Genomic DNA, 22,432 nt, shown 5'->3' on the forward strand with positions numbered 1-22,432 from the left:
GCCGTTCGCCGCCCGGAGAGCGGTCGTGCCTCTTCCGGGCGACATCGGCCCGCAGATCGCGATAGCGTCACAGCCGAACCATGTGCCGCGCCGGATCGTTCTCCTTTCGTCGGAGGGGAGAAAGGACCGGCGCGAAATATCCCCAACCACGCGAATATCGCGTATTCCAGCTCAACCAGCTTGTGCCACCTTGGAGGTGAGGGTGTCCCAGATCGCAGGCGAGCCCGGGACTCAGGACTTCGTGGAAGTCCGTCTGCCCGCTGCGGGTGCCTACCTGTCCGTGCTGCGTACGGCCACGGCCGGGCTCGCAGCCCGCTTGGACTTCACCCTCGACGAGATCGAGGATCTGCGCATCGCGGTCGACGAGGCCTGCGCGATCCTGCTGCAACAGGCCGTCTCCGGCAGTGTGCTGAGCTGCGTCTTCCGCCTGATCGACGACGCACTGCAGGTGACCGTGTCCGCCCCGACGACCGACGGCCGCGCCCCGGAGCGCGACACCTTCGCCTGGACGGTGCTCTCCGCACTGGCCGGCAAGGTCGATTCCACCGTCGCCGAGGACCGTACGGTCACCATCAGTCTGTACAAGGAGCGCGGCGCCGGTCCCGGACCGTCATGACCGAACAGGGGGCCCCGTGAAAGATCTCGAACGCGGCGGGCGGATGGCGTCCAGTGCGACCATCCCCGGTCAGCAGGCCCGGCCGCATCCGGTGGGCGTAGACGACCACGGCGGCCGGTTGGACGCGGCGGAGCAGGCAGAGCGGGCGGACCACATGGACCAGAGCGAGCAGCAGGGGCAGCAGGCGCATCGGCATGATGCGCCGGCTCCCGACGACACGCTGCAGGAACCACAGCATTCCCAGGAGCCACAGGACCGCAACGGCGCCCGGGCGATGTTCTACGAGCTGCGCAAGCTGCCCGACGGCTCACCGGAGCGCGCGGAGCTGCGCAACACCCTCGTCCGCATGCACCTCCCGCTCGTCGAGCACCTGGCCCGACGGTTCCGCAACCGCGGCGAGCCCCTCGACGACCTGACCCAGGTCGCCACCATCGGCCTGATCAAGTCGGTGGACCGGTTCGACCCGGAGCGCGGCGTGGAGTTCTCCACGTACGCCACGCCCACGGTCGTCGGCGAGATCAAGCGGCACTTCCGCGACAAGGGCTGGGCGGTCCGCGTCCCGCGTCGCCTCCAGGAGCTGCGGCTGTCCCTGACGACGGCGACCGCCGAGCTCTCCCAGCGGCACGGCCGGGCGCCCACGGTGCACGAGCTGGCCGAGCACCTGTCGATCTCCGAGGAAGAGGTCCTGGAGGGCCTGGAGTCGGCCAACGCCTACAGCACGCTCTCCCTGGACGTCCCGGACACCGACGACGAGTCGCCGGCCGTCGCCGACACCCTCGGCGCGGAGGACGAGGCGCTGGAGGGGGTCGAGTACCGCGAGTCCCTCAAGCCGCTGCTGGAGGACCTCCCGCCGCGCGAGAAGAAGATCCTCCTCCTCCGCTTCTTCGGCAACATGACCCAGTCCCAGATCGCCCAGGAGGTCGGCATCTCCCAGATGCACGTCTCCCGCCTGCTGGCCCGCACCCTGGCCCAACTCCGCGACAAGCTCCTCGTGGAGGAGTGACCCACGGTAGCCACGGGAATACCCTCCCACCCCACCCCGTTGAGGCCCCGTAGGGGGCGCTCGGACCCCCTAGGGAATCCGTTCGCCTCTCCCCTACGGGGCCTCTTCACACCCTGTGGCCCGCCCGCGATCACCCCCGTTACGTCCACCCCCACCCGGCCTCCCCCACATCCCCTACGGGAGGGGGCGGGCCGGAGGGGCCTTGTACGTGGACGTAAAGCGAAGCAGTCCACGTACAAGGCCCCGGAGGCCCGTCACCGCACCCCACAACACCCGGCCCGCCGCTGGGGCACCTCCCAGCGTTAGCTGGGGGAGCAACCGCGAGAACAACCGCGGCGGGAAAGACAGATACGCACGGGGCGCCGCAAGCACACAACGGCGAGAAACTACCGCGGCGGGACGGCCAAGTACGTGGGGAAGCCCCTACTCCCGCGGACCGATCCCCAACGCCTCCGTAGCCGTCGGATTGACCAGCAGGACGAGGACGACCAGCGCGACCAGCGCCAGCGCGACGCCGCCCGCGACCAGCGTGCCGCCGCCGTGCACCAGCGTCCACGCCACCGGCAGGGCGACGATCTGGGTGATCAGGGAGGGGCCCCGGCTCCAGCGGCGGCGCAGCCACAGTCCGCGCGCGGCGACCAGCGGCAGCACCGCCAGCGCGAGCACGGTCACCCCGCCCATCTCCGCCTGCTGCGGGCTGTCCGGCGAGCCCGTGAGCCCCATGAACAGCATGTAGGCGCCGAGGGCGGCCAGGGCCAGGCCCTCGATCCCGGTGAGGGCCGCGGCGGCGCTCAGCCGGGCGGGCCGCGGGCCGGCCGGTGCGGTCGCGGCGGGGGCGCCGGCGGCGCGCTTCACGGACTGCTTCTGCTGACTGCTCACCCCAGCAGGGTAGCGCCGGCGGCCCCCGCGCCCCGGAACGCCCTGGACGCGGACGGGGCGTGAGCCCGGTACCAGCAGGTAGGTACGCTGCTGCACATGCGCGCTCTCCTCGTGGTCAATCCCGCTGCTACCACCACCAGTGCGCGCACCCGCGAGGTCCTCACCCATGCCCTCGCCAGCGACCTGAAGCTGGAGGTCGCCGAGACCCGGTACCGCGGGCACGCCCGGGATCTGGCCCGGCAGGCCACCGAGGGCGGGGAGACCGAGCTGGTCGTGGCGCTGGGCGGGGACGGCACGGTCAACGAGGTCGTCAACGGTCTGCTGGCGAACGGCCCCGATCCCGAGTCGCACCCCGGCTGGCCGTGGTCCCCGGCGGCTCCACCAATGTCTTCGCCCGCGCCCTCGGGCTGCCCAACGACGTCGTGGAGGCCACCGGCGCCCTCCTGGACGCGCTGCGCGACGGCAGCGAGCGCACCATCGGCCTGGGTCTCGCCGCGGGCACCCCGGGTACGGAGGACGAGGGCGTACCGGAGCGCTGGTTCACCTTCTGCGCGGGCTTCGGTTTCGACGCCGGGGTCGTCGGCCGGGTCGAGCAGCAGCGGGAACGCGGCAAGCGTTCGACGCATGCCCTGTACATGCGACAGGTCGTACGGCAGTTCCTGGGAGAGGCGAACCGCCGGCAGGGGGTCATCACCCTCGAACGCCCGGGCGGCGAGGACGGCGCGGAGGGTACGGCGGAGATCGTCGAGAACCTCGCGCTGGCCATAATCTGCAACACCGCTCCGTGGTCCTACCTGGGCAACCGTCCGATCTATCCGTCCCCGGACGCTTCGTTCGACACGGCCCTCGATCTGTTCGCACTGAGCAAGCTGTCGCCCTCGGCGGTGGCCCGTTATGCCACGCAGCTGCTCACGTCAACCCCGGAGCGCGGCCCCCATGGCAAGCACGCGCTCTCACTTCACGACCTCACGAACTTCACCTTGCATTCGCAGGTGCCGCTGCCCTTCCAGATGGACGGTGACCACCTGGGCCTGCGCACGAGTGTGACGTTCACAGGCGTTCGCCGTGCACTGCGTGTGATTGTGTGAGCAGTAGGGCCCAAAGTCCTTTCACTCGAACGTTTAGGCTGGTTCCCACCCCCTGGAATGACGGCTGTGACCGAGGCGACACCAAGGAATCAAAAAAAAGTTTCCGGAAGGGGTTGTATCCGCAGCCGAGGTTTGCGAGTCTCTTCATGGCGATCGGGACGGCCGCTTTACCGGCCCCCTTGAGAGCCCGAATCCTCCTCCTCATTCCCAGGACCGCACCAGTTCACAACTGGAGTTCGGCCCTTCCCTTGCGGGGGGATTCGTGAAAGCGTTCACATTCACAAGCAACGATCCCGTCACACGAGGAGATGGAGCAGCCATGGACTGGCGTCACCGCGCCGTTTGCCGCGAGGAAGACCCCGAGCTCTTCTTCCCTATCGGCAACACCGGTCCTGCGCTGCTGCAGATCGAGGAAGCCAAGGCCGTCTGCCGCCGCTGCCCCGTCATGGAGCAGTGCCTGCAGTGGGCGCTTGAGTCCGGCCAGGACTCCGGCGTCTGGGGTGGTCTGAGCGAGGACGAGCGCCGCGCGATGAAGCGCCGTGCAGCTCGCAACCGGGCGCGCAACGCCAGCGCCTGAGCCAGCCGCCCCGTGGCCCCCGAGCCGCAGCGCGCAGTACCCCCGATGCACTCACGGCGCTGAGAAGCCCGGTCGTTATCGCATCGCAATAGCTTTGAGCCCCGGACCGATTGGTCCGGGGCTTGTTGCTGTTTCCGGCCTTGTTGCTGTTTCCGGCACTTGTTGCCGTTTCCGGGACCGGCGGCGGGCCCGGGCCGGCCCACCGCGCCACGGCCGGCGGGGCTTCCCCCTCGGGGCTTTCCCCTCGGGGGCCTCCCCCGGTCCCGCCTAGTGCTACTTCTCCGGCCGTACCGGGATGTCGAGGAGGACCCGGGTGCCGCGCTCGGGAGCCCGCACCATGTCGAAGGTGCCGCCCAACTCCCCCTCCACCAGGGTCCGTACGATCTGCAGCCCCAGGTTTCCGGCGCGCTGCGGGTCGAAGTCCTCGGGCAGGCCGCGGCCGTTGTCCTGGACGGTGACGATCAGCCGGGGGTCGGTACGGCTGCCGCCGCGCACCGCGCCCACCTCGACGATGCCGTGCTCGGCCTGGTCGAAGGCGTGCTCCAGGGCGTTCTGCAGGATTTCGGTGAGGACCATCGACAGCGGGGTGGCCACCTCGGCGTCGAGGATGCCGAAGCGCCCGGTGCGGCGGGTGGTCACCTTGCCCGGGGAGATCTCCGCGACCATGGCCAGCACCCGGTCGGCGATCTCGTCGAACTCGACCCGTTCGTCCAGGTTCTGGGACAGCGTCTCGTGCACGATCGCGATCGAACCGACCCTGCGCACGGCCTCGTTGAGCGCCTCGCGGCCCTGCTCGGAATCCATCCGGCGGGACTGCAGGCGTAGCAGCGCGGCCACTGTCTGCAAATTGTTCTTCACCCGGTGGTGGATTTCCCGGATGGTGGCGTCCTTGGTGATCAGTTCCCGTTCGCGGCGGCGCAGTTCGGTGACGTCCCGCAGTAGCACCAGGGATCCGATATGCGTGCCCTTCGGTTTGAGCGGAATGGCGCGCAATTGAATCACGCCGTCATTGCCCTCGACCTCGAATTCCCGGGGCGCCCAGCCGCTGGCGAGCTTGACCAGTGCCTCGTCCACCGGGCCGCGGGCCGGGGCCAGTTCGGCGGTGGCCTGGCCGAGGTGGTGGCCCACGAGGTCCGCGGCGAGACCGAGCCGGTGGTAGGCGGAGAGCGCGTTGGGGCTGGCGTACTGGACGACGCCGTCCGCGTCGAGCCGGATCAGCCCGTCGCCGGCGCGCGGGGAGGCGTCCATGTCGACCTGCTGGCCGGGGAAGGGAAACGTTCCGGCAGCGATCATCTGGGCGAGGTCGGAGGCGCTCTGGAGGTAGGTGAGCTCCAGCCGGCTGGGGGTGCGTACGGTCAGCAGGTTGGTGTTCCGGGCGATCACGCCGAGCACCCGGCCCTCGCGCCGTACCGGGATGGACTCGACCCGGACCGGAACTTCCTCTCGCCACTCCGGGTCGCCCTCGCGTACGATGCGGCCCTCGTCCAAAGCGGAATCCAGCATCGGCCGGCGTCCCCGGGGCACCAGGTGGCCGACCATGTCGTCCTGGTAGGAGGTGGGTCCGGTGTTGGGACGCATCTGGGCGACCGAGACGTAACGGGTACCGTCGAGCGTCGGGACCCAGAGGACGAGATCGGCGAAGGACAGGTCGGAGAGCAGCTGCCACTCCGAGACCAGCATGTGGAGCCACTCGAGGTCGGAGTCGCTCAGAGCGGTGTGCTGTCGTACGAGATCGTTCATGGAGGGCACGTCTTGGAGCCTACCGGCGTACGGTATGACTGTTCTCCCCGCAAGGGCATGGACAAGTGAGAATGGTCTAGTCCAGAATTCAGCAAAGACCTCCGCTCTCCCCGCACAGGAGGGCGGAACGAGGCCAGAAGCGCTCTCTGCCCTGACTGCGCGGAGGCCTCCGATCGACCGACCCCAGGACGGGACGGCGACCCCACCGCACACAGGGGAGCCCACCGTCCGCACAGCGGGGCCGGCCGATGTCAGCTCCGGGCTGCGGTGCCGATGACAGGTTGAGGGTCCTGTCCCGGCGCCGCGGCCCGCGGGTGTTTCCGGGGCCGGTGGCGGCCCGCGGGTGTTTCCGGGGCCGGTGGCGGCCCGGCTCGAAGATCCACGTTTCCGTACGGCACAACCCGGGATGCATGCTACCTTCGTTCTGGACCGAGCGATACAAAATGTCGCCCGGCGGACGGAGGGGCGCGCCCGCGCGGCGGGGGCGCCGGACACGGATGGGGAGGGGCACGTTCCATGGGTGCACTCAGCGGCAGGACGGCACTGGTCACCGGCGGCGGCAGGGGGATCGGCCGGGCGATCTCGGAACGGCTGGGGCGGGACGGCGCCCGGGTGGCCGTCCACTACGGCCACGACGAGGCGGCGGCGAAGGAGACGGTCGCGGCGATCGAGGCCGCGGGCGGCACGGCCTTCACCGTCCGGGCCGAACTGGGCGTGCCGGGCGACGCGGAGGCGCTGTGGGCCGCGTTCGACGAGCAGGCCGCCGGGCTGGACGTCCTGGTCAACAACGCCGGGATCAACAAGGCGGTGGACGGGACGCTCAAGGGGATCGGCGAGCTCGCCGAGGAGGACTTCGACCGGCTCTTCGCGGTCAACACCAAGGCGCCGTTCTTCCTGGTGCAGCGGGGGCTGTCCCGGCTGCGTGACGGCGGGCGGATCGTGAATGTCTCCACCGGTCTGACCCGCGGCGCCGCGAAGCCGGAGCTGATCGCGTACGCCATGTCCAAGGGGGCGGTCGACGTCTTCACCTCGACCCTCGCCAAGGACCTGGGGCCGCGGGGCATCACGGTCAATGCGGTGGCGCCCGGGGCGGTGGACACCGACATGAACGCCGGCTGGCTGCGGGGTGAGAGCAACGCCGCGGCCCGGGAGCGGCTGCGCGGGCTGTCGCCGCTGGGCCGGGTCGCGGGCGGCGCGGAGATCGCTGACATCGTGGCCTTCCTGGCCTCGGACGACAGCCGGTGGGTGACCGGGCAGTGGATCGACGCGACGGGCGGCGGGCTGCTCTGACGCCGCCTCACCGGGTCGTCACCGTACCGACGGAAAGCCGCCGGCCGCCGTTCCGCGCCGCCACCCGGTCCGGGCGGCCGCCCTCTGATAGATTGGTCTATACCACCTCTCCATAGACCCTTCTCCAGAACGGCAGGCCAAGCGTGGAAGTTGTCATCGTTCCGGACGCCACGGCAGGCGGCGAGCTGATCGCGGAGGCCATCGCCACCCTGGTGCGGCGCAAGCCCCATGCGCTGCTGGGGGTGGCCACCGGCTCGACCCCGCTGCCCATCTACCAGGCGCTTGCGGCGAAGGTGCGGGCCGGCGAGGTGGACGCCTCGCGGACCCGGATCTGCCAGCTCGACGAGTACGTCGGACTGCCGGCCGGGCACCCCGAGTCCTACCGCTCGGTGGTGCTGCGCGAGGTGGTCGAGCCGCTCGGTCTGGACGAGGGCGCGTTCCTGGGTCCGGACGGCACGGCCGAGGACGTGCCGGCCGCCTGTGAGGCGTACGACCGGGCGCTGGGTGAGGCCGGCGGGGTGGACCTCCAGCTGCTGGGCATCGGCACCGACGGGCACATCGGCTTCAACGAGCCCTGCTCCTCGCTGGCGTCGCGGACCCGCATCAAGACGCTGACCCGGCAGACCCGGGAGGACAACGCCCGGTTCTTCGACAGCCTCGACGAGGTCCCGCACCACGTCATCACCCAGGGCATCGGCACGATCCTGGAGGCCCGGCACCTGGTGCTGCTGGCCACCGGCGAGGGCAAGGCGGACGCGGTGGCCCGTGCGGTGGAGGGCCCGGTGGCCGCGCTGGTCCCGGCCTCCGCGCTCCAGTTGCACCCGCACGCCACGGTCGTCGTCGACGAGGCCGCGGCCGGCAAGCTGAAGCTCGCCGACTACTTCCGCGCCACGTACGCGGCGAAGCCGGAGTGGCAGGGCCTCTGATCCTTCCGGCGGGCCGGCGCCCGCCGGTGATCCGGCCGGGGCGTTCCTACGGGAGCGCCCCGGCCGGTTTCGTCTCTCGGCGGGTCCCGGGGTCTCGGCCGGTCCGGGTCCCAGCCGGTCCGGGCCCCAGCCGGTCCGGGTCCCAGCCGGTCCGGGTCCCAGCCGGTCCGGGTCCCAGCCGGTCCGGGCCTCAGCCGGCCCGGGCCTCAGCGGCGCCCGGTGAGGGCCTCGGCCGCGGCCTGGCCGCAGACCCGGGCGGCGCCGTGGGTGGCGAGGTGCAGGGCGCCTTGGGGCGGGGCCTGGGGGACGCCCATTTCGACGACGGCGGAGTCGGGGCGGGCGGCCAGGAGGGCGGCCAGCGCGTCGGCCATCCAGGGATGGCGGTGGACGTCGCGGACGACGGCCACGATCCGGCGGCCGGCGGCCGCGGTGAGCAGGCCCTCGACCAGGGCCGGGGTGCCGGCCGCGGCGGCGACGTCCGCGGTGTAGGTGCCGGTGCCGGTGCCCGGCAGCAGGCGGGCCAGTTCGGCGGCCACACCCCACGGCGTCTCGTCGCCGACCGCGATGTTGGCGAGCGGGGTGAAGGCCGCGACGTACGCGGCGGCGGTCAGCGGTGCGTAGGGCCGCTCGCCGGTGGTGCGGCGCAGGGCACGCCGGGCGGCGGTGAGGCCGATGCCCGGTGCGGGCGCGGCCCCTCCCCCGCGGCCCCCTCCCCCGCGGCCCCCTCCCCCGCGTCCGCGGCCTGGGTCCAGCGGGCCAGGGCGCGCACCCGTGCCGCGGCATCGGCCAGCCGCTCCTCCGGCAGTTCGCCGTCGCGCACGGCCGCCACCAGGGCGTCGCGCAGCCGCAGCACGGTGTCCTCGTCGGCCAGTCCGCCGCCCACGCAGATCGCGTCCGCGCCGGCCGCGAGGGCGAGCACGCTGCCGCATTCGATGCCGTAGGTGGCGGAGATGGCCTGCATCTCCATGCCGTCGGTGACGATCAGGCCGTCGAAGCCGAGACCGCCCTCGGTGGCGGGGGCGCGCAGCAGGCCGTGCAGGGCGGCCGGGCTGAGCGTGGCGGGGCGTTCGCCGTCCAGGGCGGGCAGCAGGATGTGCGCGCTCATCACGGCGCGGGTGCCGGCCGCGATCGCGGCGTGGAACGGGACGAGTTCGCGTTCCCGGAGGGTGGGCAGGTCGGCGGCGATCCGCGGCAGGTCGAGGTGGGAGTCGACGGCGGTGTCGCCGTGGCCGGGGAAGTGCTTGGTGCAGGCGGCCACGCCGGCGGACTGCAGGCCCTCCACGTAGGCGGCGGTGTGCCGGGCGACCAGCCGCGGGTCGGCGCCGAAGGAGCGGACGCCGATGACCGGGTTGTCCGGGTTGGAGTTGACGTCGGCGGACGGTGCCCAGTTGAGGGTGATGCCGCATTCGGCCAGCCGGCGGCCGAGTTCCCGGGCGACCGCGCGGGTCAGGGCCGGGTCGTCGACGGCGCCGAGCGCGTGGTTGCCGGGGAAGGAGGAGCCGCCGCGCACTTCGAGGCGGGTGACGTCGCCGCCCTCCTCGTCGACGGCGACCAGGACGTCCTCGCGTTCCCGGCGCAACCGGGCGGTCAGGGCGGCGAGTTGGCCGGGGTCCTCGACATTGCGGCCGAACAGGCCGACCGAGGTGAGGCCCTCGTCGAGCCGGCGCAGCAGCCAGTCGGGGGCGGTGGTGCCGGTGAAGCCGGGCTGGAGGACGGCGAGCGCGTCGCGGGTGAGGGTGTCGGTGGGGCGTACCGGGCGGACGAGTGGTGGCATGGCGTGCGTTATCCCTTCACTGCGCCGGAGGTGAGACCGCCGACCGCCTTGCGTTGCAGGAACAGGAAGAGGACGAGGATCGGGACGGCGAAGAGGGAGGCGGCGGCCATGGTGGCGCCCCAGTCGTCGCCGAACTGGCTCTGGAACTGCGAGAGCCACAGCGGCAAGGTGCCCGCGTCCGGCTCCTTGTTGAGGACCAGCACCAGGGGGAACTCGTTCCAGGCGGTGATGAAGCCGAAGAGCGAGGTGGCCATCAGGCCGGGTGCCAGCAGCGGGAAGACGACCTTGCGGAACGCCTGCCGCCGGGAGCAGCCGTCGACCATCGCGGACTCCTCCAGTTCCCTGGGCACCGCGGCGACGTAGCCGCGCAGCGTCAGCAGGGTGAAGGGCAGCACCATCAGCGTGTAGAAGCAGGTGAGCGGTACCAGGCTGTTGAGCAGGTCGGCGTCCCGGACGATCAGGTAGATGGAGATCACCATGACCTCCCAGGGCGCCATCTGGGCGACCATGAAGGTCAGCAGGATGCCGCGGCGGCCCTTGAAGCGCATCCGGGTGAGGGCGAACGCCCCGCAGAGCGCGATGACCAGGGACAGCCCGACGGCCAGGACGGTCACGACGGCCGAGTTGCCGGCCAGGGCCCAGAAATGGGGGGCGTTCACGGCCGTCGCGAAGTGCTCGACGGTGCCGTGGAAGGGGAACCACACCGGGTCCTCGGTGATGATGTCCCGGGTCGGTTTGAAGGCCGTGCTGAACATCCAGTAGACGGGGAAGGCGAAGCCGAGGGCGAGCAGGGCCGCCGTGGCGTTGGGCCAGATGCGGCCGGCTGTCGAAAGGGCCGTGCGCTTCACAGCTCGTTCTCCTCTTGCTGTTCCTGCTTGAGCGTCAGGCGCAGGTAGTACGCGGTCAGCACGAGCAGCACGGCGATGGTCAGCAGGGAGATCGCGGCGCCCATGCCGAAGTGGAGGTTGCCGACGCCCTCGGTGAAGGCGTAGATCGGCAGGGTTTCGGTGAGCCGGTCCGGGCCGCCCTGGTTGATCGCGAAGATCTGCGGGAACGCCTTGAAGACCCAGATGATCTCCAGGAACGTGGTGGCCAGGAAGAACGGCTTGAGGAAGGGGAAGGTGACGGAGGTGAAGACCTTCCAGGTGCCGGCCCCGTCCATCCGGGCGGCTTCGTAGAGCTCCCGGGGGATGGTCGTGGTGGCGGCGTAGAGGTTGAGGGCCACGAACGGCAGGGACTGCCAGACGATCAGCACGGTGATCACGAAGAAGGTCGACAGCTGGGTGCCGACCCAGTCGTAGTGGGCCATGGCGTGCCAGCCGAGTGTGTCGAGCAGCCAGTTGACGACGCCGTAGCGGGAGTCGAAGAGCCACTGGAAGACGGTGGTGGCGGCGACCACCGGCATCGCCCAGGCCAGGACCAGCGCGAGCGACAGGGTCAGCCGCATCCTCTTGCCGAGCCGGGCCAGCAGCAGGCCGATCAGTACGCCCAGGACCATGATCAGGACGACGTTGACCGCGGTGAAGACGACGGTCCGGAGGGTGACCCGCCAGAACTGCTCGCTGCCCAGGACCTCCTGGTAGTTGCCGATCCCGCGCCAGTCGGTGAGGTGCTGGATCAGCTCCTTCATGTTGAGGTTCTGGAAGGAGATCAGGAGGTTGCGGACCAGCGGCCAGCCGAGGAAGACGGCGGTCGCGAGCAGGGCGGGCAGCAGGAGGAGATACGGGGTGTGGCGGGTGGGAGGACGAGGAGTGTGGGGGGTGGGAGGACGAGGAGTGCGGCGGGCGGGAGGACGAGGAGTGCGGCGGGCGGGCCGTGTGCCGCCGGTGCCGCGGTCGGGCGGGGCTGCCCCCTTGCCGGTGCGCGGCGCGGTCTTCTCCACCGCGGCGTCGTGCTGCGCTGCCATGGGCCCCTGCTCCCCCTTTGTTGTCGCCGTGTTGCCGTGAAGGCCGGTGTGCACCCGCTGACGCGCGTACGGGGCCGGGGACGGCCGGCCCCGTACGCAGCCGGTGTGGTTACTGCTTGGCGAGCCGCGCGTTGATCTCGGACTCGATGTCCTTGGCGGCGTCGGCCGGGGACTTACCGTTCAGCACGGCCGTCATGTAGTTCTTGAGGGGATTCGGGACGTTCTCCACGGCGGCCCACTGCGGAATGAGCGGAGTGGTGCCGCCGGACTTCTGTGCCGCGGGGGCGGCGGCCGCGGCGGCCGGATTCTCCTTGGCGGCGCCGGCCAGGTCGGGGGACTTCGGGGTCCAGCCGACCTCCTTGACCATCTGCCCGTCGTTCTCCTTGGAGAGGGCGACCTTCAGGAATTCCTTGGCGAGTTCCTGGTTCTTGCCCATTCCGGCCACCGCGAAGTTGGAGCCGCCGAGGAACACTCCCTCGGGCTTGTCCGCGGTCTCACCGGGAATGGTGAAGAATCCGATGTCCTGCTTGATGTCCGGGTTGGCCTTGACGGCGGTGGCGGCCTCGTAGCCCATGGCGATGACGGCGCCGGTCTTGCCCTTGGCGAAGACCTCGGCCTGCTGCGGGGTGGCCTCGTCCTTGTTCTTCGGGGCGGTGCTGAAGGACTGGTACTGCCGGTAGATGTCCATGGCCTTGGAGACCTTGGGGTCGCCGAGGTTGGAGACCCACTTGCCGCCCTGCTTCTTCACCAGTTCGGCGCCGGTGCCGAGGGTCAGCCCGTCGAAGAAGTACCAGTTCTGGCCGGGCAGGTAGAGCGGTTCGGCGTCGGTCTTCTGCTTGATGGTGTCGAAGTCCTTGAAGAGCTCGGAGCGGGTCTTCGGGATGCCCTTGATACCGGCCTTCGCCCAGATCTTCTTGTTGTACATCACCACGCGGTTCCCGGCGTACCAGGGCAGTGCGTACTGCTTTCCGTCCACGATCGACGCCTTGTTGAACGCGTCGTTCCAGTCGGCGCCGATCTCCTTCTTGAGGTCACCGAGGTCGGCCAGGGCGCCCGCCTTGGCGTAGGCGGCGGTCTGGGTGTTGCCGATTTCGACGACGTCCGGCGGGGTGTCCTCGGAAAGGGCGGTGCTCAGCTTCTGCTGAATGCCGTTCCACTGCTGGACCTTGAACTCGACGGTGGCGCCGGTCTTCTTCTTGAATTCCTCGGAGACCTGTTTGGTCCACTGTTCCGGGTTCGACCCGCTCATCACCCATACGGTCAGCTTCTGGCCCTTGAAGCCGTCCGCCCCCGTCTTCCCGCCGTCGCTGGACCCACAGGCAGCGACACTCACCAGCATTCCCGCGACCGCCGTCGCTGCTATGAGCCCACGCTTCATTGCGCTCTCCCCTAAAGGCCGGGTGTGGTCTTTAATGGTTTAGACCAGTTCCCGCAGCTTGGCCTAGACCTTTTGGGGTGTCAAGGGTGTATAAGAGTCGCTGTCAGGTCCGTTACCGGACCGACATCTGGCGGGCCGGGACCTGCGAGAGGGCGCGGGGAACCCTTCCGTGCCACGATGTGAGCCGCTACGTACGGAGGAGCCGGTGACGGCAGCAGGACAGGGGTCGGAGAGGCGGGTCATGGAGACCGAGGGCGGCAGCGCCGAGAGCGGCGGCGGCACGCGGACCGCGCGGGTGCCCAAGTACTACCGCCTCAAGCGGCACTTGCTGGAGATCACCGAAACCCTGCCGCCCGGCACCCCGGTCCCGCCCGAGCGCACCCTCGCCGCGGAGTTCGACACCTCGCGGACCACCGTCCGCCAGGCGCTCCAGGAACTGGTCGTCGAGGGCCGGCTGGAACGCATCCAGGGCAAGGGCACGTTCGTCGCCAAGCCCAAGGTTTCCCAGGCCCTGCAACTGACCTCCTACACGGAGGACATGCGCGCCCAGGGGCTGGAACCGACCTCCCAGCTGCTGGACATCGGGTATGTCACCGCCGACGACCGGCTGGCCGGGCTGCTGGACATCGCGCCGGGCGGGCGGGTGCTGCGCATCGAACGGCTGCGGCTGGCCAGCGGTGAGCCGATGGCGATCGAGACCACCCACCTGTCGGCCAAGCGCTTCCCCGCGCTCCGCCGCAACCTGGTCAAGTACACCTCGCTGTACACCGCGCTGGCCGAGGTCTACGACGTCCGGCCGGCCGAGGCCGAGGAGACCATCGAGACCTCGCTCGCCACCCCGCGCGAGGCCGGACTGCTGGGCACCGACGTCGGCCTGCCGATGCTGATGCTCTCCCGCCACTCCCTCGACGCCCAGGGGCAGCCGGTGGAGTGGGTGCGCTCGGTCTACCGCGGGGACCGCTACAAGTTCGTCGCCAGGCTGCAGCGCCCCACGGACTGAGCAACTCCCCCCGGACCGGGCCCGCCTTACGGGCTGAACACGCCCTACGGACGGGGTACTCCCCGCGGACCGAACGGCGCCGGCGGGCGGTCAACTCCCGCCGCCCGCCGCCGTTCCTCCGCGCGGAGTTGCCATACCGATATGCGGACACCTAGTGACGCGCGCCACGGCCCTGCCATAGATTTCCAGCCGATTGCACAGGAGACAGTCAGGGACGGAGCCACGCTGATGCCAGAGCCAGCCGAATCACCGACCGGAAGACAGGTCGTCACCCCGACGCGCATAGTGGCCGGACTGTGCCTGCTGGCTCCGTTCGTCTCGATGCTGTGGGTGAGTTCGTACGCCAGGATCGAGCCGACGCTGATCGGGATCCCGTTCTTCTACTGGTACCAGATGCTGTGGGTGCTGATCTCGACGGTGCTGACCACCGTCGCGTACAAGCTCGTCCGGCGTGAGCAGCGCCTCCGTAAGGACGGTGGCCGGTGAGCGCCCTCGTGACCGCGGCCCCGGCGACCGTCCGGCTGGCCGCCTCCCAGACCCACGGCGTCAACGGCGTGGCCCTCGCCGTCTTCGTGTTCTTCTTCCTGGCCGTGACGGTCATGGGCTTCCTGGCCGCCCGCTGGCGCAAGGCCGAGCAGTCCGCCAACCTGGACGAATGGGGCCTGGGCGGCCGCAGCTTCGGCACCTGGATCACATGGTTCCTGCTCGGCGGTGACCTCTACACCGCGTACACCTTCGTGGCCGTCCCGGCGGCGGTCTACGCGGCGGGCGCCTCCGGCTTCTTCGCCGTGCCGTACACGATCCTGGTCTACCCGTTCATCTTCCTCTTCCTGCCCCGCCTCTGGTCGGTCTCGCACAAGCACGGCTACGTCACCACCTCCGACTTCGTCCGCGGCCGCTTCGGCTCCAAGGGCCTGTCGCTGGCGGTGGCGCTCACCGGCATCCTCGCCACGATGCCGTACATCGCGCTCCAACTGGTGGGCATCCAGGCGGTGCTGGACGTCATGGGCGTCGGCGGCGGCGAGCACACCAACTGGTTCGTCAAGGACCTCCCGCTGCTGATCGCCTTCGCGGTCCTGGCGGCCTACACCTACTCCTCCGGCCTGCGCGCGCCCGCCCTGATCGCGTTCGTCAAGGACGGCCTGATCTACCTCGTCATCGGCGTGGCGATCATCTACATCCCGATCAAACTGGGCGGCTTCGACGCCATCTTCCACGCGGCGGGCAAGGCGCTCGCGCAGCCCGGCGCCGTCCCCGGCAAACCGCGCGGCGAACTGACCAGCGGCCCCAACGCCCAGTGGGCGTACGCCACGTTGGCGCTCGGTTCGGCCCTGGCGCTGTTCATGTACCCGCACTCGATCACCGCGACGCTGTCCTCGCGCAGCCGCAACGTGATCCGCCGCAACACCACGATCCTGCCGGTCTACTCGCTGATGCTGGGCCTGCTGGCGCTGCTCGGCTTCATGGCGATCAAGGCCGGCACGGACATCCAGGGCAACCCGCAACTCGCCATCCCCCAGCTGTTCGAGGACATGTTCCCCAGCTGGTTCACCGGCGTCGCGTTCGCCGCGATCGGCATCGGCGCCCTCGTCCCGGCGGCCATCATGTCCATCGCGGCCGCCAACCTCTTCACCCGGAACGTCTACAAGGACTTCCTCAGGCAGGACGCCACGCCCGAGCAGGAGCACAAGGTCGCCAAGCTGGTCTCCCTGCTGGTCAAGGTCGGCGCCCTGGTCTTCGTCCTCACCATGGACAAGACCGTCGCGATCAATTTCCAGCTGCTGGGCGGGATCTGGATCCTGCAGACCATGCCGTCCCTGGTCGGCGGCCTGTTCACCCGCTGGTTCCACCGCTGGGCGCTGCTGACCGGCTGGGCGGTCGGCATGCTCTACGGCACGCTCGCGGCGTACGGCGTGGCCAGCCCCACCCAGAAGCACTTCGGCGGCTCCAGCGCGGAGATCCCCGGCATCGGTGAGATCGGCTACATCGGCCTGACCGCGATCGTCCTGAACATCGTCGTCGCGGTCGTCCTCACCTTCGTCCTGCGGGCCTTCAAGGCCCCCGACGGCACGGACGAGACGAGCCCGGCGGACTACACCGCCGACGCGGGCGACGAGGGCGTCGTGGCCGACCTCCCGCCGGCGACGGCGGGGGCTCCGGCGGGGCACTGACCCACCGCGTCCGAAGCAACGGGCCGCCGCCTCCTCCGGGAGGCGGCGGCCCTTTTCGTGCACCCGGTCGGTTCACCCGGTCCTTGAGCGGCTCGGTTTCGAGCAAGGACCGTACAACCGACGATAGCCGAGGCCACTGACAGGCACCGCCCGATCACTCGTTGATCACTCGCGACACACTAGATGTGGGGGTGCGCCCGAGGGGTCACCCCCACATGTATGCTCGTCCTCGCTGTCGCCGCAGGGGAACCCGGTGGGAATCCGGGACTGTCCCGCAACGGTGTACGCGCGCACCCGCCCGCACTTGTTGACGGGCCGCCGTGCGCCCGGAAGTCCGAGGACCTGCCGACGGCACGCCCGCACCGCCATCGGTGCGGACGTCGATACGTCCGGGCCCCGAGGGATGGGCCGATGGACGCCGCGCGGTGTGCCCGCGCACCCCTGACCTGACGGGGTGCCGCATGCCCGCGTGCGCCCGTCGCGCCCCGCCCCTCCCGGCCCCCGCCGAGTGAGGGAGAGCATCACGTGACCATCGCGCCAACGGAACCCGCGTCAGCCGCCGAGGTCGTGCCGCCCGCGGTGGCCACGCCGGCCGCCTCCGACGGCCCGGGCGTCGCCCTGCTGCGCACCCTCACCGACCTGACCGCGGACCTGACCGCGACCGACCCCGGCAAGGTGGCCGCCGCCGCCCTGCGCGGCCGGCACGCGGGTTCCGACGAGGCCGAGTTGCGCGCGCTGGCCACCGAGGCCGCGGCCGGCCTGATCGGTGACGAGCCGGAGTACTCCAAGCTCGCCGCGCGGCTGCTCACCCTCACGATCTCGGAGGAGGCGGCCGAACAGGGGGCGGTCGCCTTCTCCGCCTCCATCGAGGTCGGGCACCGCGAGGGCCTGATCGCCGACGGGACCGCGGAGTTCGTCCGGGCGCACGCGGCGCGGCTGGACGCGCTGGTCGAGCGGGCGCTCGCGGACGGCGCGGACGACCGGTTCGGCTACTTCGGCCTGCGCACCCTGCACTCCCGCTACCTGCTGCGGCACCCCACCACCCGTCAGGTGATCGAGACGCCCCAGCACTTCCTGCTGCGGGTGGCCTGCGGCCTCGCGGAAGACCACAGCGAGCGGGCCCTGGACGACGTCGCCGAGCTGTACCGCCTCACCAGCTCGCTGTCGTACCTCCCCTCCTCCCCCACCCTCTTCAACTCCGGCACCCGCCACCCCCAGATGTCGTCCTGCTACCTGCTGGACTCCCCGCTGGACGAGCTCGACTCGATCTACGACCGCTACCACCAGGTCGCCCGGCTCTCCAAGCACGCCGGCGGCATCGGGCTGTCGTACTCCCGGATCCGGGCCCGCGGTTCGCTGATCCGCGGCACCAACGGGCACTCCAACGGCATCGTGCCGTTCCTGCGCACGCTGGACGCCTCGGTCGCGGCGGTGAACCAGGGCGGCCGGCGCAAGGGCGCGGCCTGCGTCTACCTGGAGACCTGGCACGCGGACATCGAGGAGTTCCTGGAGCTCCGCGACAACACCGGCGAGGAAGCCCGCCGGACGCACAACCTGAACATCGCGCACTGGATCCCGGACGAGTTCATGCGCCGGGTGGAGGCGGACACCGACTGGTCGCTGTTCTCGCCCTCCGACGTCCCCGAGCTGGTGGACCTGTGGGGCGAGGAGTTCGACGCCGCGTACCGCAAGGCCGAGGCCGAGGGCCGGGCGCTCAAGCAGATCCCCGCCCGGGTGCTGTACTCCCGCATGATGCGCACCCTGGCGCAGACCGGCAACGGCTGGATGACGTTCAAGGACGCCGCCAACCGCACCGCCAACCAGACCGCCGAGCCCGGCAAGGTCGTGCACTCCTCCAACCTGTGCACGGAGATCCTGGAGGTGACCGACGACGGCGAGACCGCGGTCTGCAACCTCGGGTCGGTCAACCTCGCCGCCCACCTGGGCAACGACGCCGGCGGCTGGGAGGAGGCGATGGACTGGGAGCGGCTGGACGCCACGGTCCGTACGGCCGTCACCTTCCTCGACCGCGTCGTGGACATCAACTTCTACCCGACCGAGCAGGCCGGCGCCTCCAACTCCCGCTGGCGCCCGGTCGGTCTGGGCCTGATGGGCCTCCAGGACGTCTTCTTCCGGCTGCGGCTGGCCTTCGACTCCCCCGAGGCGAAGTAGCTGTCCACCCGGATCTCCGAGCGGATCATGCTCGCCGCCTACGAGGCGTCCGCCGACCTCGCCGAGCGGCACGGCCCGCACCCGGCCTGGTCCGCGACCCGTACCGCCCGCGGCGTGCTGCACCCCGACCACTACCCGGACGCCGAGCCGCGCTGGGCGGACCGCTGGGCCGCGCTGCGCGCCCGGATCGCGAAGACCGGGATGCGCAACTCCCTCCTCCTCGCGATCGCGCCGACCGCGACCATCGCCTCCATCGCCGGCGTGTACGAGTGCATCGAGCCGCAGGTGTCCAACCTCTTCAAGCGCGAGACGCTGAGCGGCGAGTTCCTGCAGGTCAACGCGTACCTGATCGAGGAGCTCAAGGCCCTGGGCCTGTGGGACGCGCGGACCCGGGACGCGCTGCGCGAGGCGAACGGCTCGGTGCAGGACGTGGCGTGGATCCCCGAGCGGATCCGCGCGCTCTACCGCACGGCCTGGGAGGTCCCGCAGCGGGCCCTGATCGACATGGCCGCGGCCCGTACGCCGTACCTCGACCAGAGCCAGTCGCTGAACCTCTTCATGGCGTCGCCGACCATCGGCAAGCTCAGCTCGATGTACGCGTACGCCTGGAAGCGCGGCATCAAGACCACGTACTACCTGCGGTCGCGCCCGGCGACCCGGATCGCGCAGTCGGCGCGCGCCGCGTCCGTGCCCGCCCAGCAAACGCCGCAACTGCCGGTGGCCGACCCCGAGGCGGTCGCCTGCTCCCTTGAGAACCCCGAGTCCTGCGAGGCCTGCCAGTAATGTCGACCGACGCCAACACGAACAAGAACCTGCTCGACCCGGGCTTCGAACTCACCCTGCGTCCCATGCGGTACCCGGAGTTCTACGACCGGTACCGCGACGCGATCAAGAACACCTGGACCGTGGAGGAGGTCGACCTCCACTCCGACGTGGCCGACCTCGCCAAGCTCTCCCCGGGCGAGCAGCACATGATCGGCCGGCTGGTCGCGTTCTTCGCGACCGGTGACTCGATCGTGGCCAACAACCTGGTCCTGACGCTGTACAAGCACATCAACTCCCCCGAGGCGCGGCTGTATCTGAGCCGTCAGCTCTTCGAGGAGGCGGTGCACGTCCAGTTCTACCTGACGCTGCTGGACACCTATCTGCCCGACCCGGAGGACCGCGCCGCCGCCTTCGCCGCGGTGGAGAACATCCCGTCCATCCGGGAGAAGGCCCAGTTCTGCTTCAAGTGGATGGACTCGGTCGAGAGCATCGACCGGCTGGAGTCCAAGGCCGACCGCCGTCGCTTCCTCCTCAACCTCATCTGCTTCGCGGCCTGCATCGAGGGCCTGTTCTTTTACGGCGCGTTCGCCTACGTCTACTGGTTCCGTTCGCGCGGGCTGCTGCACGGCCTGGCCACCGGCACCAACTGGGTCTTCCGCGACGAGTCCATGCACATGGAGTTCGCGTTCTCGGTGGTGGACACGGTCCGCGAGGAGGAGCCCGACCTCTTCGACGACAAGCTGGAGCTGCAGGTCACCGAGATGCTCAAGGAGGCCGTCGAGGCCGAGCTGCAGTTCGGCCGTGACCTGTGCGGCGACGGCCTGCCGGGGATGAACACCGAGTCGATGCGCGCGTACCTGCAGTGCGTCGCGGACCAGCGGCTGCAGCGGCTCGGCTTCGCGCCCGTGTACGGCTCGGAGAACCCGTTCTCCTTCATGGAGCTGCAGAACGTCCAGGAGCTGACCAACTTCTTCGAGCGCCGGGCCTCCGCCTACCAGGTCGCCGTCGAGGGCTCGGTCTCCTTCGACGACGACTTCTAGGCCGGGCCCCGACGCCGCTGCCGGCGGCGCCCGTTGGCCCCGGTCACCTGCGATTGTGAGCGTTCTGTTACCTCGGCAACCGGGGCCGGGGCCGCCACATCTATCCGGGTATGAAGGGCACGAAGGGGCGTCGCCGGTTCATCGACTATCCGCGCCGGGGACGGGAGGGGCTGCGCCGATGGCTGCCGTCATGGCGGCTGTGGCTCGGCACCCTCTCGTTCGGCATCCTCTCCCTGGCGGGGCTGTTCGCGTTCGTGTACGCGAAGATCGACATACCGGACGAGAACGAGCTCGCCGGCAAGGAGGCCACCGTCTACTACTGGGCGGACGGCAGCCAGATGGTGAGCGTGGGCGCCGTCAACCGGCAGAACGTCACCCTCGACAAGGTCCCCGACTCGGTCGAGAACGCGGTGATCTCCGCGGAGAACGCCACGTTCTACAGCGACCCCGGGATATCCCTCCAGGGAATCGGCCGGGCCGTGGTGAACATGGTCTCCGGCGAGGAGACCCAGGGCGGCTCCACCATCACCCAGCAGTACGTGAAGAACACCTATCTCTCGCAGGACCAGACGGTCACCCGCAAGCTGCGGGAATTCATCATCGCGCTGAAGGTGAGCAACCAGAAGTCCAAGCGGGACATCCTCCGCGGATATCTCAACACCAGCTGGTTCGGCCGCGGTTCGTACGGCATCCAGGCCGCCGCCCACGCGTACTACGGCATCGACGCCAAGGACCTCAGCCCCAGCCAGGGCGCCCTGCTCGCGGCCACGCTGAAGGGCGCCGACCAGTACGACCCGGGCTGAGCAAGGCCAATCACCGGCGGGCGGTGGCGCGTTGGCGGTGGATCCTCGACCGGCAGGTCGCCACCGGAAAGATGAGCGAGGAGGAACGGGCGAAATACCGCACCTTCCCCGAGCCCCGGCCGCCGTCCAAGCCCACCAGCCAGGCCGGCCAGATCGGCTATCTCGTCGACATCGCCAACAAATTCATCAAGGCCGACACCGGGCTCACCGACAAGGACCTGGCCCGCGGCGGCTACCGCGTCCACACCACCTTCGACAAGAACCGCACCCGCCGCCTGGAGGCGGCCGTGAACACCGTCCGCCGGGAGAACCTCGACCCGAAGGAGCGGACCGCCGACACCTTCGTGGAATTCGGGGCGGCCTCGGTGCGCCCCCGGGACGGCGCGATCGTCGCCCTCTACGGCGGTGCCGACGCCACCCGGCACTTCAGCAACAACGCGGACACCACGGCGGTCCCGGCCGGCTCGGCCTTCAAACCGTTCGTGCTCGCCGCCGCCCTCCAGCAGCAGGTCGACGCCACCCCGCAGCCCTCCGACCGCCCCGAGGGGGCCGGCCGGACCGTCCCGGTGGACTGGCGGCCGGGCCAGGCCGCCGCGGACCTCGGCAGCGCCCTGGTGAAGGCCGAGAGCGCGCCGTTCGTCCAGGCCGGGCAGCGGATCGGGCTGGCCCGCATCCGGGATCTCGCGGTGGCCGCCGGGCTGCGCAAGGAGAGCATGGCGCGCCTGGAGCAGACCTTCCCGCTCGGCACCTCGGCGCCCAGCGCGATACGGATGGCCAGCGCCTACACCACGTTCGCCAACGGCGGGCTGCACGCCGATCCGTACGCGGTGTCCGCCATGACGCACGACGGCCGCAAGGTTCCCGGCTTCGAGCGGGCGGTGCCCCAGCAGGTCCTCGACGCCGGGGTCGCCCAGCAGGTGACCGGCGCCCTGCAGGGCGTGGGCTGGCGCACGATGGGCCTGCCGGACGCCAAGCCGGCCGGGCCGCCGGTGGCGGCCGGCCGTACCGAGCCGGGTGACCGGATGAAGTCGGCGTGGTTCATCGGCAGCCCGCCGCCCGCCCCGGTCGGCACCGGGCCCGGCACCGGCGGGAACTGGGGCGGCGTCCGCCCCGGCGCCACGCCCGGCACCGGTGACGAGCCGACCACCGCCGTCACCATGTTCCGCAACCAGCCCGGCGCGCCCGACCTGCTGGGCCTGCAAGGCGTCGGCGGCCCCCGCACCGGGCTGGGGACGTCCCTCCCGCCGAAGGTCTGGAGCGCCTACCAGAACGCCTCGTAGCCGGCCGCGGACGGCCCGCCGGGC

General features: G+C 70.6%; 14 protein-coding genes, 4 pseudogenes and 1 riboswitch. Of the genes and pseudogenes, 12 read left to right on the top strand and 6 right to left on the bottom strand.

Features of this window, described 5'->3' with window-relative positions:
- Positions 1–202 precede the first annotated feature (202 nt).
- Together OJ254_RS03265 and OJ254_RS03270 are read left to right on the top strand one after the other, a co-directional pair.
- Positions 203–616, top strand: a complete 414-nt coding sequence (locus OJ254_RS03265; protein WP_030413515.1) for an ATP-binding protein — start codon at positions 203–205, stop codon at positions 614–616.
- Between the two features lie 43 nt (positions 617–659).
- Positions 660–1,619 (top strand): RNA polymerase sigma factor SigF, encoded by a 960-nt coding sequence (locus OJ254_RS03270; protein ID WP_261957436.1) that lies wholly within the window; start codon positions 660–662, stop codon positions 1,617–1,619.
- A 423-nt stretch (positions 1,620–2,042) separates the two neighbouring features.
- Here the strand turns inward: OJ254_RS03270 and OJ254_RS03275 are convergent, their stop codons facing one another.
- Entirely contained in the window at positions 2,043–2,498 is a 456-nt protein-coding gene (locus tag OJ254_RS03275) for a hypothetical protein (RefSeq protein ID WP_265361172.1), read from the bottom strand.
- Between the two features lie 96 nt (positions 2,499–2,594).
- On the opposite strand from OJ254_RS03275, the pseudogene OJ254_RS03280 reads away from it, so the two are divergent.
- Together OJ254_RS03280 and OJ254_RS03285 are read left to right on the top strand one after the other, a co-directional pair.
- Positions 2,595–3,586: pseudogene (locus OJ254_RS03280) on the top strand (diacylglycerol/lipid kinase family protein).
- Between the two features lie 319 nt (positions 3,587–3,905).
- The gene (locus OJ254_RS03285; protein ID WP_003983230.1) at positions 3,906–4,163 is read left to right on the top strand and encodes a WhiB family transcriptional regulator; all 258 of its coding nucleotides are present in this window, start codon (positions 3,906–3,908) and stop codon (positions 4,161–4,163) included.
- Positions 4,164–4,436: 273 nt separating this feature from the next.
- On the opposite strand, the gene OJ254_RS03290 is transcribed toward OJ254_RS03285, so the two are convergent.
- Complete coding sequence (locus OJ254_RS03290; RefSeq protein WP_265365026.1) at positions 4,437–5,903, bottom strand: sensor histidine kinase; 1,467 nt, start codon at positions 5,901–5,903, stop codon at positions 4,437–4,439.
- Positions 5,904–6,419: 516 nt separating this feature from the next.
- Here OJ254_RS03290 and OJ254_RS03295 point away from each other — a divergent pair.
- Together OJ254_RS03295 and nagB are read left to right on the top strand one after the other, a co-directional pair.
- Positions 6,420–7,193 carry an SDR family oxidoreductase gene (locus OJ254_RS03295; protein WP_265361179.1) on the top strand — a complete coding sequence of 258 codons (774 nt, stop codon included), beginning with the start codon at positions 6,420–6,422 and terminating at the stop codon, positions 7,191–7,193.
- A 143-nt stretch (positions 7,194–7,336) separates the two neighbouring features.
- Positions 7,337–8,119, top strand: a complete 783-nt coding sequence (nagB, locus tag OJ254_RS03300; RefSeq protein ID WP_265361181.1) for a glucosamine-6-phosphate deaminase — start codon at positions 7,337–7,339, stop codon at positions 8,117–8,119.
- Positions 8,120–8,325: 206 nt separating this feature from the next.
- On the opposite strand, the pseudogene OJ254_RS03305 reads toward nagB, so the two are convergent.
- The 4 genes and pseudogenes from OJ254_RS03305 to OJ254_RS03320 form a co-directional block, all read right to left on the bottom strand.
- Positions 8,326–9,893: pseudogene (locus OJ254_RS03305) on the bottom strand (glycoside hydrolase family 3 protein).
- 8 nt (positions 9,894–9,901) lie between these two features.
- Positions 9,902–10,741, bottom strand: coding sequence for a carbohydrate ABC transporter permease (locus OJ254_RS03310; RefSeq protein WP_265361182.1), 840 nt, complete (start codon positions 10,739–10,741; stop codon positions 9,902–9,904).
- The gene (locus OJ254_RS03315; protein ID WP_265361184.1) at positions 10,738–11,799 is read right to left on the bottom strand and encodes a carbohydrate ABC transporter permease; all 1,062 of its coding nucleotides are present in this window, start codon (positions 11,797–11,799) and stop codon (positions 10,738–10,740) included. Before OJ254_RS03315 ends, OJ254_RS03310 begins: the two co-directional genes overlap by 4 nt.
- Before the next feature lie 109 nt (positions 11,800–11,908).
- Positions 11,909–13,177: an extracellular solute-binding protein gene (locus OJ254_RS03320; RefSeq protein WP_265361185.1), complete on the bottom strand. Its 1,269-nt coding sequence runs from the start codon at positions 13,175–13,177 to the stop codon at positions 11,909–11,911.
- Between the two features lie 241 nt (positions 13,178–13,418).
- Here OJ254_RS03320 and OJ254_RS03325 point away from each other — a divergent pair, with 241 nt between their 5' ends.
- The 6 genes and pseudogenes from OJ254_RS03325 (at position 13,419) to OJ254_RS31375 (ending at position 22,408) form a co-directional block, all read left to right on the top strand.
- A complete protein-coding gene (locus tag OJ254_RS03325) occupies positions 13,419–14,177 on the top strand; it encodes a GntR family transcriptional regulator (RefSeq protein ID WP_261957438.1) in 759 nt (252 codons plus the stop codon).
- A 228-nt stretch (positions 14,178–14,405) separates the two neighbouring features.
- The gene (locus tag OJ254_RS03330) at positions 14,406–14,663 is read left to right on the top strand and encodes a DUF3311 domain-containing protein (protein ID WP_265361186.1); all 258 of its coding nucleotides are present in this window, start codon (positions 14,406–14,408) and stop codon (positions 14,661–14,663) included.
- A gap of 8 nt (positions 14,664–14,671) precedes the next feature.
- Complete coding sequence (gene mctP / locus OJ254_RS03335; RefSeq protein WP_423835995.1) at positions 14,672–16,348, top strand: monocarboxylate uptake permease MctP; 1,677 nt, start codon at positions 14,672–14,674, stop codon at positions 16,346–16,348.
- Positions 16,349–16,592: 244 nt separating this feature from the next.
- Positions 16,593–16,691, top strand: a riboswitch (cobalamin riboswitch).
- 182 nt (positions 16,692–16,873) lie between these two features.
- Positions 16,874–19,303: pseudogene (locus tag OJ254_RS03340) on the top strand (ribonucleoside-diphosphate reductase subunit alpha).
- Positions 19,303–20,325, top strand: a complete 1,023-nt coding sequence (locus OJ254_RS03345) for a ribonucleotide-diphosphate reductase subunit beta (RefSeq protein ID WP_265361187.1) — start codon at positions 19,303–19,305, stop codon at positions 20,323–20,325. Before OJ254_RS03340 ends, OJ254_RS03345 begins: the two are co-directional and overlap by 1 nt.
- A gap of 110 nt (positions 20,326–20,435) precedes the next feature.
- Positions 20,436–22,408 (top strand): annotated as a pseudogene (locus tag OJ254_RS31375) (transglycosylase domain-containing protein).
- Positions 22,409–22,432: the final 24 nt, after the last annotated feature.

It is taken from the genome of Streptomyces endophytica, from assembly GCF_026153355.1.
Classification (GTDB): domain Bacteria; phylum Actinomycetota; class Actinomycetes; order Streptomycetales; family Streptomycetaceae; genus Streptomyces; species Streptomyces endophytica.